At 72.3% G+C, this 12,545-nt stretch carries 14 protein-coding genes; 9 read left to right on the forward strand and 5 right to left on the reverse strand.

Annotated elements, in window-relative coordinates:
- Positions 1-130 precede the first annotated feature (130 nt).
- From gatC to gatB, 4 genes are read left to right on the forward strand one after another with little or no spacing between them, the layout of a single operon-like run.
- Positions 131-427: an Asp-tRNA(Asn)/Glu-tRNA(Gln) amidotransferase subunit GatC gene (gene gatC / locus AC07B0_RS19575; RefSeq protein WP_030030671.1), complete on the forward strand. Its 297-nt coding sequence runs from the start codon at positions 131-133 to the stop codon at positions 425-427.
- A 5-nt stretch (positions 428-432) separates the two neighbouring features.
- On the forward strand, positions 433-1,932 hold the full coding sequence (gatA, locus tag AC07B0_RS19580) for an Asp-tRNA(Asn)/Glu-tRNA(Gln) amidotransferase subunit GatA (protein WP_356878289.1): 1,500 nt from the start codon (positions 433-435) through the stop codon (positions 1,930-1,932).
- Positions 1,929-2,174 (forward strand): hypothetical protein, encoded by a 246-nt coding sequence (locus AC07B0_RS19585; protein ID WP_356878288.1) that lies wholly within the window; start codon positions 1,929-1,931, stop codon positions 2,172-2,174. Before gatA ends, AC07B0_RS19585 begins: the two co-directional genes overlap by 4 nt.
- 16 nt (positions 2,175-2,190) lie before the next feature.
- On the forward strand, positions 2,191-3,705 hold the full coding sequence (gene gatB, locus AC07B0_RS19590) for an Asp-tRNA(Asn)/Glu-tRNA(Gln) amidotransferase subunit GatB (protein ID WP_356878287.1): 1,515 nt from the start codon (positions 2,191-2,193) through the stop codon (positions 3,703-3,705).
- A 92-nt stretch (positions 3,706-3,797) separates the two neighbouring features.
- On the opposite strand, the gene AC07B0_RS19595 is transcribed toward gatB, so the two are convergent.
- On the reverse strand, positions 3,798-4,340 hold the full coding sequence (locus AC07B0_RS19595) for an alpha/beta fold hydrolase (protein WP_478898640.1): 543 nt from the start codon (positions 4,338-4,340) through the stop codon (positions 3,798-3,800).
- A 14-nt stretch (positions 4,341-4,354) separates the two neighbouring features.
- Here AC07B0_RS19595 and AC07B0_RS19600 point away from each other — a divergent pair, with 14 nt between their 5' ends.
- Entirely contained in the window at positions 4,355-5,272 is a 918-nt protein-coding gene (locus AC07B0_RS19600) for an HNH endonuclease (RefSeq protein ID WP_478898641.1), read from the forward strand.
- Here AC07B0_RS19600 and AC07B0_RS19605 read toward each other — a convergent pair.
- Positions 5,269-5,508 (reverse strand): DUF397 domain-containing protein, encoded by a 240-nt coding sequence (locus AC07B0_RS19605; RefSeq protein WP_469381537.1) that lies wholly within the window; start codon positions 5,506-5,508, stop codon positions 5,269-5,271. The two genes, AC07B0_RS19600 and AC07B0_RS19605, sit on opposite strands and share 4 nt — an antisense overlap.
- Complete coding sequence (locus AC07B0_RS19610) at positions 5,505-6,344, reverse strand: helix-turn-helix domain-containing protein (protein WP_469381535.1); 840 nt, start codon at positions 6,342-6,344, stop codon at positions 5,505-5,507. The genes AC07B0_RS19605 and AC07B0_RS19610 overlap by 4 nt, the downstream gene beginning before the upstream one ends.
- A gap of 155 nt (positions 6,345-6,499) precedes the next feature.
- On the opposite strand from AC07B0_RS19610, the gene AC07B0_RS19615 reads away from it, so the two are divergent.
- Both AC07B0_RS19615 and AC07B0_RS19620 read left to right on the forward strand, forming a co-directional pair.
- Complete coding sequence (locus AC07B0_RS19615; protein WP_478898642.1) at positions 6,500-7,288, forward strand: alpha/beta fold hydrolase; 789 nt, start codon at positions 6,500-6,502, stop codon at positions 7,286-7,288.
- 104 nt (positions 7,289-7,392) lie between these two features.
- The gene (locus AC07B0_RS19620) at positions 7,393-8,124 is read left to right on the forward strand and encodes a siderophore-interacting protein (RefSeq protein WP_469381531.1); all 732 of its coding nucleotides are present in this window, start codon (positions 7,393-7,395) and stop codon (positions 8,122-8,124) included.
- A 70-nt stretch (positions 8,125-8,194) separates the two neighbouring features.
- On the opposite strand, the gene AC07B0_RS19625 is transcribed toward AC07B0_RS19620, so the two are convergent.
- Positions 8,195-8,755, reverse strand: a complete 561-nt coding sequence (locus AC07B0_RS19625) for a DinB family protein (protein ID WP_356878280.1) — start codon at positions 8,753-8,755, stop codon at positions 8,195-8,197.
- Between the two features lie 41 nt (positions 8,756-8,796).
- Positions 8,797-9,612: a GNAT family N-acetyltransferase gene (locus AC07B0_RS19630; RefSeq protein ID WP_478863263.1), complete on the reverse strand. Its 816-nt coding sequence runs from the start codon at positions 9,610-9,612 to the stop codon at positions 8,797-8,799.
- A gap of 84 nt (positions 9,613-9,696) precedes the next feature.
- Between AC07B0_RS19630 and AC07B0_RS19635 the strand changes: the two genes are divergently transcribed.
- Both AC07B0_RS19635 and AC07B0_RS19640 read left to right on the forward strand, forming a co-directional pair.
- Entirely contained in the window at positions 9,697-10,104 is a 408-nt protein-coding gene (locus AC07B0_RS19635) for a cupin domain-containing protein (RefSeq protein ID WP_356878323.1), read from the forward strand.
- Positions 10,105-10,311: 207 nt separating this feature from the next.
- A complete protein-coding gene (locus AC07B0_RS19640; RefSeq protein ID WP_478863262.1) occupies positions 10,312-12,543 on the forward strand; it encodes an MMPL family transporter in 2,232 nt (743 codons plus the stop codon).
- The last annotated feature ends 2 nt before the right edge of the window (positions 12,544-12,545 follow it).

A 12,545-nucleotide genomic window follows, 5' to 3' on the forward strand; every position in this document is an offset into this window, starting at 1 on the left:
TAGGCCGCCCGGACGGCCCGGCCGCGGTTCCCGTGTCCGGGCCCGGCGGTAACCGTTTAGTGCGTCGGGGGGCGGGCCCCATAGGATTGGGACCAAACCACACGTCCACCCACCCCCAGAGGATCGCTGCATGCCTGGCATTACGCGCGAGGAGGTCGTCCACCTCGCTCGGCTGGCGCGCCTTGAGCTGTCCAGCAACGAGCTGGATCACTTCGCCGGACAGCTCGACGACATCATCGGCGCGGTCGCCCGCGTCTCCGAGGTCGCCGACCAAGACGTCCCGCCGACCTCCCACCCGCTGCCGCTGACCAACGTCATGCGCGCGGACGAGGTCCGTCCGTCGCTCACCCCCGAGCAGGCGCTTTCCGGCGCTCCCGCCCAGGAGCAGCAGCGTTTCAAGGTGCCGCAGATCCTGGGGGAGGACTAACAGCCATGACCGACACGCACATCATCAAGCTCACGGCCGCCGAGACCGCCGAGAAGATCGCCTCCGGCGAACTCACGGCCGTCGAGGTCACCGAAGCCCACCTGGCCCGCATCGACGCGACCGACGAGAAGGTCCACGCCTTCCTGCACGTCGACCGCGAGGGCGCCCTCGCCCAGGCCCGCGCCGTCGACGCGAAGCGCGCGGCCGGCGAGAAGCTCGGCCCGCTGGCCGGCGTACCGCTCGCCCTCAAGGACATCTTCACCACCGTCGGGGTCCCGACCACCGTCGGTTCGAAGATCCTCGAAGGCTGGATCCCGCCCTACGACGCCACCCTGACGCGCAAGCTGAAGGAAGCCGACGTCGTCATCCTCGGCAAGACCAACATGGACGAGTTCGCCATGGGGTCCTCCACCGAGAACAGCGCCTACGGCCCCACCGGCAACCCGTGGGACCTCACCCGCATCCCCGGCGGCTCCGGCGGCGGCTCCGCGGCCGCGCTGGCCGCCTTCCAGGCCCCGCTCGCCATCGGCACGGACACCGGCGGTTCCATCCGCCAGCCCGCCGCCGTCACCGGCACCGTCGGCGTGAAGCCCACGTACGGCGGCGTCTCCCGCTACGGCATGGTCGCCTTCTCCTCCTCCCTCGACCAGGGCGGTCCCTGCGCCCGTACGGTCCTGGACGCGGCCCTCCTGCACGAGGTCATCGCCGGCCACGACCCGCTCGACTCGACCTCCATCGACGCCCCGGTCCCGCCGGTCGTCGAGGCGGCCCGCAACGGCTCCGTCGCCGGCATGCGCGTCGGCGTCGTCAAGCAGTTCGCCGGCGAGGGCTACCAGGCCGGCGTCGTCCAGCGCTTCAACGAGTCGGTGGAGCTCCTCAAGGAGCTCGGCGCCGAGATCGTCGAGCTGGACTGCCCGTCCTTCGACCTCGCGATGGCCGCGTACTACCTGATCGCGCCGTCCGAGTGCTCCTCGAACCTGGCCCGCTTCGACGCCATGCGCTACGGCCTGCGCGTCGGCGACGACGGCACCAAGTCCGCCGAGGACGTCACGGCCCTGACCCGCGAAGCCGGCTTCGGCGACGAGGTCAAGCGCCGCATCATCCTCGGCACGTACGCGCTCAGCTCCGGCTACTACGACGCGTACTACGGCTCGGCCCAGAAGGTCCGCACGCTCATCACGCAGGACTTCGAGAAGTCCTTCGAGCAGGTCGACGTCATCGTCTCCCCGACGACCCCGACCACCGCCTTCGCCATCGGTGAGCGCACCGACGACCCGCTGGCCATGTACCTCGCGGACCTGTGCACCATCCCGACCAACCTGGCCGGCAACTCCGCCATGTCGCTGCCCTGCGGCCTGGCCCCGGAGGACGGTCTCCCCGTCGGGCTCCAGATCATCGCCCCGGCGATGAAGGACGACCGCCTGTACAAGGTCGGTGCCGCCGTCGAGGCCGCCTTCGTCGCACGCTGGGGTCACCCGCTGCTTGAGGAGGCACCGTCGCTGTGAGCACCAGTGCACTGTCCAAGGCCAAGGGCTTCAAGAAGTCCAAGACCGGGACCTACCTGTCGATCGGCACCACCGCCTTCGGCGCCCTGAGCGTGATCAAGCAGGTCAAGAAGGCCCGCGTCGAGCACGACACGCTGAAGCTGATCGACGCCGCCGTGTCCGCCGCCGCCATCGTCACCGGCCTCGCGATCCTGTACCGCGAGCTGAAGCGCCTGGGCGACGACGACGTCCTGCTGGGCTGAGAGGGAAAGTTTCACCGTGACCACCTTCACCGAACTCCTGTCGTACGAGGACGCTCTCGCCTCGTTCGACCCCGTCATGGGCCTTGAGGTCCATGTCGAGCTCGGCACCAAGACCAAGATGTTCTGCGGCTGTTCGACCGAGCTGGGCGCCGAGCCCAACTCGCAGACCTGCCCCACCTGCCTCGGTCTGCCCGGCTCCCTCCCGGTCGTCAACGCGATCGGCGTCGAGTCCGCCATCAAGATCGGTCTCGCGCTGAACTGCGAGATCGCCGAGTGGTGCCGCTTCGCCCGGAAGAACTACTTCTACCCGGACATGCCGAAGAACTTCCAGACCTCCCAGTACGACGAGCCGATCGCCTTCAACGGCTTCCTCGACGTACAGCTGGAGGACGGCGAGATCTTCCGCGTGGAGATCGAGCGCGCCCACATGGAGGAGGACACCGGCAAGTCGCTGCACGTCGGCGGCGCCACCGGCCGCATCCACGGCGCCTCCCACTCCCTGCTGGACTACAACCGCGCCGGCATCCCGCTCATCGAGATCGTCACCAAGCCCATCGAGGGCGCGGGCGAGCGGGCCCCCGAGGTCGCCAAGGCGTACGTCGCCGAGCTGCGCGAGGTCATCAAGGCGCTCGGCGTCTCCGAGGCCCGCATGGACAAGGGCCAGATGCGCTGCGACGTGAACCTGTCGCTGCGCCCGACCCCCGAGTCCGAGTTCGGCACCCGCTCGGAGACCAAGAACGTCAACTCCCTGCGTTCCGTCGAGCGCGCGGCCCGCTTCGAGATCCAGCGCCACGCGGCGGTGCTCTCGTCGGGCGGCACGATCGTGCAGGAGACCCGGCACTTCCACGAGGAGGACGGCTCCACCACGGCCGGCCGCATCAAGGACAACGCCGAGGACTACCGGTACTTCCCGGAGCCCGACCTGGTGCCCGTGGCCCCGGCCCGCGACTGGGTCGAGGAGCTGCGCGGCGGTCTGCCCGAGATGCCGCGCGTGCGCCGCAACCGGCTCCGCGAGGAGTGGGGCGTCACCGAGCACGACATGCAGTCGATCCTCAACGCGGGCGCGGTGGACTCCATCGTCGCCACGATCGAGGCGGGTGCGGACTCGGCCGCGGCGCGCAAGTGGTGGATGGGCGAGCTGGCCCGCAACGCCAACGAGCAGGGCGTCGTCGTCGACGAGCTGCCGATCACCCCGGCCCAGGTGGCCCGGGTCGCGGCGCTGGTCGCGGACGGCTCGCTCAACGACAAGCTGGCCCGCCAGGTCATCGAGGGCGTCCTCGCCGGCGAGGGCACCCCGGACGAGGTCGTCGACAAGCGCGGCCTGAAGGTCGTCTCGGACGAGGGCGCGCTCGGCGCGGCCGTGGACGAGGCCATCGCGGGCAACGCGGCCATCGCGGACAAGATCCGCGGCGGCAAGATCGCGGCCGTCGGCGCGCTGGTCGGTGCGGTCATGAAGACCACCCGCGGCCAGGCCGACGCCGCGCGCGTCAAGGAACTCATCCTGGAGCGCCTGGGCGTCACCGAGGGCTGACCCCTCACCGCACGGCCGGAAGGGCCCCGCACCCCCGACGGGGGTGCGGGGCCCTTCCGCGCCACCGCGTGCGGCGGGGGCGCGACCCGCACTCACCGTCCCCGGACCCGCCCGACCACGTCCAGGACGGCCCGCGCGACCTCCTCGGGCCGGTCCTCGTGGAGGTAGTGCCCGGCGTTCGCCACCTCGGCGTGCCGCCCCCGGGCCACGCCCGCCGCCACCCCGGCCTGGAGCCCCGTCCAGCGCGCCCGCAGCCGCCGGGGGAGTCCGCGCGTGGCGCTGAGCACCGACACCGGTACGTCGGGCAGCGCGCGGGCGGCTCGCAGCCGGCGCAGCTCCGCCGCGTGCCGGGCCGCCAGCCCGTACTCGGCCCGTACGGTCCGGGCCCCCGGCGTGCGCCGCAGCAGGAGCAGGGCCCCGGACAGCGCGTCGGCGGCCCGGACCAGTCCTGGGCGATCACCCGGATGTGCGCCCGGAGCGCGGGCAGGAGCGGGGCCCAGGTGCCGGCCGCCGTTCCGGCCGCGGCGACCAGGACCACGGGCGGGGCGTTCGAGGGCGGTTCGGTGGTCAACTTCCCTCCAGGGTGGGCGGATCGGCGGACGGGGGGCTCCTTCGGGGAGCAGGTGATCGCACACGTAGCCTTCCGCGCATGGGGAACGAGGTGGAACGCAGGTACTGGCTCGCCCGCGGGTTCGAGCACCAGACCGGGATCTACCGGGTACTGGAGTGGGTGGCCGACGGATACTGCGCCATGGACTGGCGCGAGGCGCCCGAGATACCGGTGGGACTGAGTCCGGAGGCGGCCCGTGACCTGGTGAGGGCCGAGCAGCCCGGCTGGTCGGAGTCCAAGGTCTACCGGGTCACCAGGGCGGTGCAGTCGTTCGTCGACCGGATGTCCGAGGGGGACGTCGTCGTGGCCGCGAAGGCTCCGTACGACGTGCACGTGGGGGTGGTGGCGGGACCGGCCTACTACGTCGAGACGCGGGACCGGGCCTTCGCCCGGCGTCGGGCGGTGAACTGGCTGACCGTCGAGGGGGACGAGCCCTACCCGGGGCTGCCCGAGGAGGTACGGGCGCACCTCAAGGCCCGCCCGACACTGACGCTCCTGCCGGCCGGGGCAGCCGCCTACTTCGGGCGGTACGCGGACGCGGAACCGGCGGCCCCGACCCCGGCTCCGGCGCAGGACCCGTACCGGCGGCTGTGCCGGGCCATCAAGGCCGACGAGGCGGCGACGCGGCTGCGGACCGTCGAACGCCCGGCGACGGTCGAGCGGTACCGGGACCCGAGGGCGGTCGAAGCCGTGCTGGAGCGCTGCGGGGGCCGCTGCGAGAACCCGGACTGCGGCGGAATGCCGCAGGACACGACCGTGCGCGGGGAGCCGCTCCTGGAGGTCGATCACATCGACGACCACGCCTCGGGCGGGCGGGACCACCCGAAGCGCATGATCGCCCTGTGCCCCAACTGCCATGCGATGAAGACCCGGGGAGCCCGCGCGGAGGTGCTGCGCGAGCGCTTCCGGAAGGTGGCGAGGAAGGCGCACAAGAGGCGCCTCGCGGGGGAGGGTTAGGACCCCGCCCCGGCGAGGAACGCCGTCCAGGTGGCCGGGGCGACGGTGAGGACCGGGCCGTCGGTGACCTTGGAATCGCGGACGTGGACGGCGGCGGGATGGGCGGCGACCTCGACGCAGTTGCCGCCCGCGTCACTACTGTGGCTCGACTTGCGCCAGTGGTAGGCGACTTCGAGGCAGTCGCCACCCGCATCACCGCTGTAGCTCGACTTGAACCAGGCCAGTTGGTGCGTCATGACTCTCCTAGCAGCTCGTCCAGCAGGCGCTTGCTGTCTTCGAGCGACAGGGCCTGCGAACGCAGCATCCCATATTTGAGATGGAGGAGATGGACCTCGTCGGGGTCGTCCTGGAGGAAGCTGACGTGCTGCCCCTCCAGGTAGCCGAGCTGTTCGTGGTCGGGGGTTTCCAGCAACACCAAAGGGCCCGCCAGGCCGGCATGCGTCTCGCGATCGGTGAGGATGATCTGGATGTCCACGAAGGGCAGTTCGGTCATCTCGCGCAGGTGCCGTAGCTGCCCGCGTAGCACCTCCGGGCCGCCGATCGGCCGCTTCAGCACGTGCTCCTCGATGATGAAGTGCATCACCGGCGGCTGGGGTGTGCGCTGGAAGAGGGACTGGCGTGCGATCCGGTCCTCGGTCTGCTGGCTGATCTGGTCGGCGGGCAGTGGCGGGTAGAAGTTCGAGAAGACGGCCGCCGCGTACTCCGGGGTTTGGAGGAGCCCGGGGATCGAGGCGTTCTCGTAGGTGAACAGGCTGAGCGCCTCCTCCTCGTGCTCCATGTACTCCCGGGCGAACGCCGGGTACCGCTCGCGCCGCGGAATGGCCTCCGCCGCCGTGCGCATCGCGCCGTGGGTGCCGAGCACCTCGTCGATGAGGACGGCCAGTTTGACGGAGAGCGCACGGCGGCCCTGTTCCACCGAGGCGATCGACTCGCCGTCGCAGTAGACCCGTTCGGCCAGCTGTTCCTGGGTGAGCAGGGCACGTTTGCGGTGGTGGGCCAGCATGACGCCGACGACCTTCCAAGAGGCGTTGCGCTGCGGCCTGTTGCGGTGGCTCTTGCTGCTGTGGGGCATGCTGCACCCTTCCCCATCCGGCGGGCCGCCGACCCGCTTTGTGCCCGTACGCCACCCGTACAGGATCGGCGTACGGGCCATTTCTGTAGCGGACGTTACTGAAATCGGGTACGGTCTGATCTGTAACTGCCGCTACGGAAATGCCGAGGTCCGCCGTGCCCGTCACCACGAACACCCCCTACGCCCGCACCGTCCGCAAGGAGAGCGGCGGCCCCGGCCTGCTGCTGGCCCATGGCGGGGGCGGATCGGTGCAGGCCAACTTCGGCCCGGTCCTGGACGCCTTCGCCGCGACCCACAGCGTCGTCGGCGTCGACTACCCCGGCACCGGGGGCACCCCGCGCGCCACCGAACCGCTGGAACTGGACCAGCTGGCGGACCAGTTGGTGGCCGCCGCCGACGCCGAGGGGCTGGAGCGGTTCGCGGTGCTCGGCTACTCCCTCGGCGGGAACGTCGCCGTACGGATCGCCGCGCGGTATCCCGAGCGGGTCACCGCGCTCGTGCTGACCGCGACCTTCGCGCGGGCCGGTTACGGGCTCGGGCTCCTCGCGGACCTGTGGTCCGAGCTGGGCCGGCGCGGGGAGAACGAGCTGCTCGCGCGGCTCCTCATACCGCTCGGGTTCAGCGCCGGGCAGCTGGAGGCGCTGACCCCCGAGGAGCTGGACGTCATGGTGAAGGTGTCCGCGGCCTCCATGCCGCCCGGGGGTGGCGACCATGCCGCCCTGGTGAAGAACGCCGACCTGCGTGCCGAGCTCGCGCGGCTCGACGTACCGGCCCTCGTCATCGTCACCACCGGGGACCGGCTCGTGCCGCCCGCCCTCCAGCGGGAACTCGCGGACGCCCTGCCCGGCGCCCGCACCGTGGAACTCGCCACGGGGCACCTGCCGTTCGCCGAGCGGCCCGCCGAGTGGGCGGCTCTGGTCGGGGAGTTCCTGGCGGCTCACTGAAGCGGGCCGTCCGGGCCGTGGGGCGCGGTCCGGGTGCTGCTCGTACCCACCTTCGAAGGCTTGGGTTAGGGTGACCTAACTATCGGGCCGGTGAAGGGGTGGGCATGGCCGCAGGCAAGGGCTGGGAGGGCGTGGTCCTCAAGCTGCTGAGGGGCAAGGACTTCACGTTCACGGTGACGGGCGTCGAGGAGGTCACCGACCACTTCCGGCGGATCCGCTTCACCGACGGCGGGCTGCTGGCGGCGGCCGGGGAGTCCCTCCACCCGACCATGTGGGTCCGGGTCTGGTTCGAGGGCGGCAGCCGGCCGCACCAGCGGGCCTACACCCTGGTGGACCCCGACCCGGCCACCGGGACCTTCGCCTTCGAGTTCGCCCTGCACGACGGGCTCGCCAGCCGGTGGGCGCGGACCGCCAAGCCCGGCGACACCGTCGACGCCACCGTCCAGGGCACCGGCTTCACCGCGCCCGACCCGGCGCCCGAGCGGCTGCTGGTGATCGGCGACGCGGCCTCCCTGCCCGCGATCAACTCCCTGCTGGACGCGTACCCGCGGACCCCGGCCACCGTCTGGTTCGAGACGCAGCACGCCTCGGACGCCGACCTGCCGCTGCGGGCCGACGCCGACCGGCACGACGTCCGGCGCGTGGAGCGGGCCGGGGCGGCGCTGGCCGACCGGGTCCGGGCCGAGCTGCCGGAGCTGGTGGCGGACCCCGCCTCGGCGTACGTGTGGCTGGCCTGCGACACCGCCACCACCCGCGCCCTGACGGCGTACCTGCGCAAGGACCTGGCCCTGCCGAAGCAGCGGGTCAACAGCCTGGGCTACTGGCGCGCCGCCTGACGCGCCCGCGGACGCGCCGGCCGCTCACGCCCGGACCGGTGGCGCGCCGCACGCTCCGGCCCCGGACCGGTCACGCGCCGACCGTGCCGTCGACGGCCTCGCGGAGGAAGTCGGCGTGACCGTTGTGGCGGGCGTACTCGTGGATCATGTGCAGCATCACGACGCGGGCCGAGACGTCTTCCTTCCACTTGGCGACGTGCCGTGTCACGTCGAGCGACTCCAGCCCCGCCTCGACGCCCCGGGAGTGCTCCACCTCGGCCTGCCAGGCGGCGTACGCCTCCTCCATCGTGGCGCCCGTCGTGTCGTAGGCGGCCTGGAAGTCGTGCCGGTCGGACCACACGTGCGGCACGTCCGGCCCGCCGTCGCCCAGGGTGCGGCGGAACCATTGCCGCTCGACCTCGGCCATGTGCCGCACCAGCGCCAGCAGCGAGAGGGAGGAGGGCGGGGAGGCGCGGCGGCGCAGGTCCGCGTCGCCGAGGCCCTCGCACTTCAGGGCGAGCGTGGCGCGGTGGAAGTCGAGGTAGGCCCGCAGCGTTTCGCGTTCGCCTGCGGTGAGGGGCGGGCCGACCCGCTCGACGCCCTGGACGACGGGCGCGGCGGCGGCCGCTTCGGTGTGCTCGGAGCTGTCCATGCGATCGATCTTGCCCGTCCCCCCGCCTCCCCGAAAGGGCCTCAGCCCTGCCACACGTAGGGGACCGTGACCCCCAGCACCCCGAAGCCGAGGCGTTCCAGGATCGGCCGGCTGTCGTCCGACGCGTCCACCTGGAGGTACGGGACGCCCCGCTCCGCCGCCACGCGGGCGCGGTGGGCCACCAGCAGCCGGTAGATGCCCCGGCCGCGCCAGCCCGGGTCGGTGCCGCCGCCCCACAGGCCCGCGAACGAGCACCCCGGCCGCATCTCCATCCGGGCCGCGCTCACCGGCACGTCCCCGGCCATCGCCACCACGGCCTCGATCGTCTCCGGCTCGTCGCGCAGCAGGCGCAGCATCGTCTCCCGGATCCGCGGCCGCTCGGTGCCGAAGGCGCGGCGGTGGACCTCCATCATGAGATCCACTCCGGTCTCGTCCGTCACCACCCGCAAGGTGATCCCCTCCGGCGGCTCCACCGGCAGCGCGGCCAGGTCGGCGGTCCGTGCCACCAGCAGCGTCTCAGGCGGCTCCGGCACGAAGCCCGCCGCCCGCAGCCGCTCCCCGAGGTCCGCGGGACGGTCGTGGGAGTACAGCTTCCACTCGAACTCCGCCCCGCCCTCCTCCCCGTCCCGCGCCGAGAAGAACGCCACCTGCGCCGCGATCTCCGCGTCCGCGTTCCCCTCGTCGAGGTCCGACCAGAGCACGCCGTTCCAGCCGAGCCCCGGCGAGGTCTGCCGCACGACCGCGCCCGCCCGTTCCACCCGCGCCGCCGCCACGTCGGGCACCGCGTCCCGGCGCATCTGCGCGTCGTAGCGGTCGCGCACGTCCAGCAGCTCTTCACTATTCATCGCCTTGGTCATCGGGCCAGCTGACCAGCTGCCGGACCGCCCCGACAACTGCATTAGCCTCACCCCGTGAACGCTCTTCCCGTGAACGGGGACCCCGTGGACGAGAACGCCGCCGGCCAGGACCCGGCCGTCTACACCGGCAAGGCCACCCCCGACGCCGCCACCGACCGGGGCTGGCTCCTCGGCCACTTCAAGCCGCCCGGCGACCCCCGGCACAGCGAGGACGTGGAGATCAAGTGGGGCGTCCACCCCAAGGGCGAGACGCGCGAGCGCTGGGTCACCGGGGAGCGACGCACCGCGCTGCAGGTGCTCATCAGCGGCCGCTTCCGGCTGGAGTTCCCCGGCCGCACCGTGGTCCTCGCCGAACAGGGGGACTACGTCGTCTGGGGGCGCGGCGTCGACCACTCCTGGTACGCGGAGGAGGACACCGTCGTCCTCACCGTCCGGTGGCCCTCCCTGCCCGGCTACCGCGCCGACCTTCCGTCCGACCCCGCCGACGGTTGACCGAGGTCCCGCATTTCCCCGGCGGCCTGTGACGATGCACACGAAACGGGCCAACGATCACGAATCGCTGAGATCGTGTCGCCGAGGTGTAGACCTTCCCGGCCGCGACGGGGCGACCCCTCGACGGCGGCCGACCGCACGAGTTCAAGCGTTCTTTGCGTCGGGCCGACTCCCGGTGAAGATCCGAACCACCAGGGAGCACGTCCGTTGGCAGCAATCGCTCGGTGGTGCATGCGGCACCGCCTGGTCACCGTCCTGATCTGGCTGCTGGCCCTCGGCGGGACCGCCGTGGCCGCCGGCGTCGCCGGGACCGCGTTCTCCAACGACTACGAGGTCCCGGGCACCGAGTCCGCGAAGGCCCACGCCCTGCTCCGCGAAGGCTTCCAGGGCCAGGGCGGCGACACCGACACCATCGTGTGGCGGACCCCGGACCACCAGAGCGCACGCACCCCGGACGTCGAACGGCGCATGACCCACGCCCTCGACACCGTCGCCGCCCTCCCCGGCATCGGCTCCGTCAGCGGACCCTACGGCCCGGACCCCGAGAACGCCGCCCGGATCAGCCCCGACGGGCGCACCGCCTACGCCGTCGTCACCTTCGACCGGGCCGCCGACTCCGTACCCAAGGACCAGGCCAGGGCCGTCGTCGACGCCGCCCGGAACGACTCCACCCGCGCCGACGGCCTCCAGGTGGAACTCGGCGGCCGCGCCATCGGCCTGACCGAAGCACCCAGCCCCCACCTCGCCGAGGTCATCGGGGTCGCCATCGCCGCCCTGGTCCTCTTCCTCGCCTTCGGCTCCCTCGCCGCGAGCCTCCTGCCCATCGCCACCGCCCTGGTCAGCGTCGGCAGCGCCTACTTCGGCATCACCCTCCTCGGGCACGCCATGCCCGTCGCCGACTTCGCCCCCATGCTGGGCACCCTCGTCGGCCTCGGCGTCGGCATCGACTACGCCCTGTTCATCGTCACCCGGCACCGCAAGGGCCTGGCCCGCGGGCTGGCGGTCGACGAGGCCGCCGAGAGCGCCGTCGCCACCACCGGCCGGGCCGTCGTCTTCGCCGGAGCCACCGTGTGCATCGCCCTGCTCGGCATGCTGGTGCTGCGGCTGAACTTCCTCGACGGCGTCGCGATAGCCGCCTCCCTCACCGTCGTCCTCACCGTCGCCGCGTCGGTGACCCTGCTCCCCGCCCTCCTCTCCTGCATCGGCATGCGCGCCCTCTCGCGCCGCGAGCGCCGCAGACTCGCCGCCGAAGGCCCCCGCGCCGAGTCGCCCAGCGGCTTCGCCGCCCGCTGGTCCGCCTTCGTCGAGCGGCACCCCAAACTCCTCGGGGCCCTGGCCACCGCCGTCATGGTCGCGCTGGCCCTGCCCACCCTGTGGCTCCACCTCGGTACCTCCGACCAGGGAAACAACCCGGCCGGCTCCACCACCCGCAAGGCCTACGACCTGCTGGCCGAGGGCTTCGGCCCGGGCACCAACGGCCCCCTCACCGTCGTCACCCGCCTCGACGGCCCCGGCGACCGGACCGCCGTGGACCGGATCGCCGAGGCGGTGCGCGGCACGCACGGAGTGGCCTCCGCCGGCCCGGCCGTCCTCAACCGGAGCGGGGACACCGCAGTCCTGACCGTCGTACCCGACTTCGCCCCGCAGTCCCGGGCCACGAGCGAGCTCGTCGACACCCTCCGCCACGACGTCATCCCGCGCGCCTCCCACGGCAGCACGGCCCAGACCCACGTCGGCGGGGTGACGGCCGGCTACGACGACTTCGCCGAGGTGATCGTCGGGAAGCTGCCCCTGTTCGTGGGCGTGGTCATCGCCCTCGGCTGCGTCCTCCTGCTGCTGGCCTTCCGCTCCATCGGGATCCCGCTCAAGGCCGCCGCCATGAACGTCGCCGCCGTCGCCTCCTCGTTCGGCGTCGTCGTGGTGATCTTCCAGTGGGGCTGGGGGAGCGAACTGCTCGGCCTGGGCAGCGCCGGACCCATCGAACCCTTCCTCCCGGTGATCATGGTGTCGGTGCTGTTCGGACTCTCCATGGACTACCAGGTGTTCCTCGTCAGCCGGATGTACGAGGAGTGGCTCGAAACCGGAGACAACAAGCGGGCCGTCCGGGTCGGCCTCGCCGAGACCAGCCGGGTCATCAACTCGGCGGCCGTCATCATGATCGCCGTCTTCCTGGCCTTCGTCCTGAGCGGCGACCGGATCATCGCGATGTTCGGCATCGCGCTCGCGGCCGCCGTCGCCCTCGACGCCTTCGTCCTGCGCACCCTGCTCGTACCGGCCCTCATGCACATGCTCGGCGGGGCGAACTGGTGGCTCCCCGCCTGGCTCGACCGCAGGCTGCCCCGCATCAGCATCGAACCCCCGGAGCGCCGCACCCGTGCGAGACTTCCCGCGCAGCGGCCGGACGCGGACCACGCGGAACCGGCCGCCCTGTCCCGGTGACC

Source organism: Streptomyces sp. NPDC044704, from assembly GCF_056433525.1.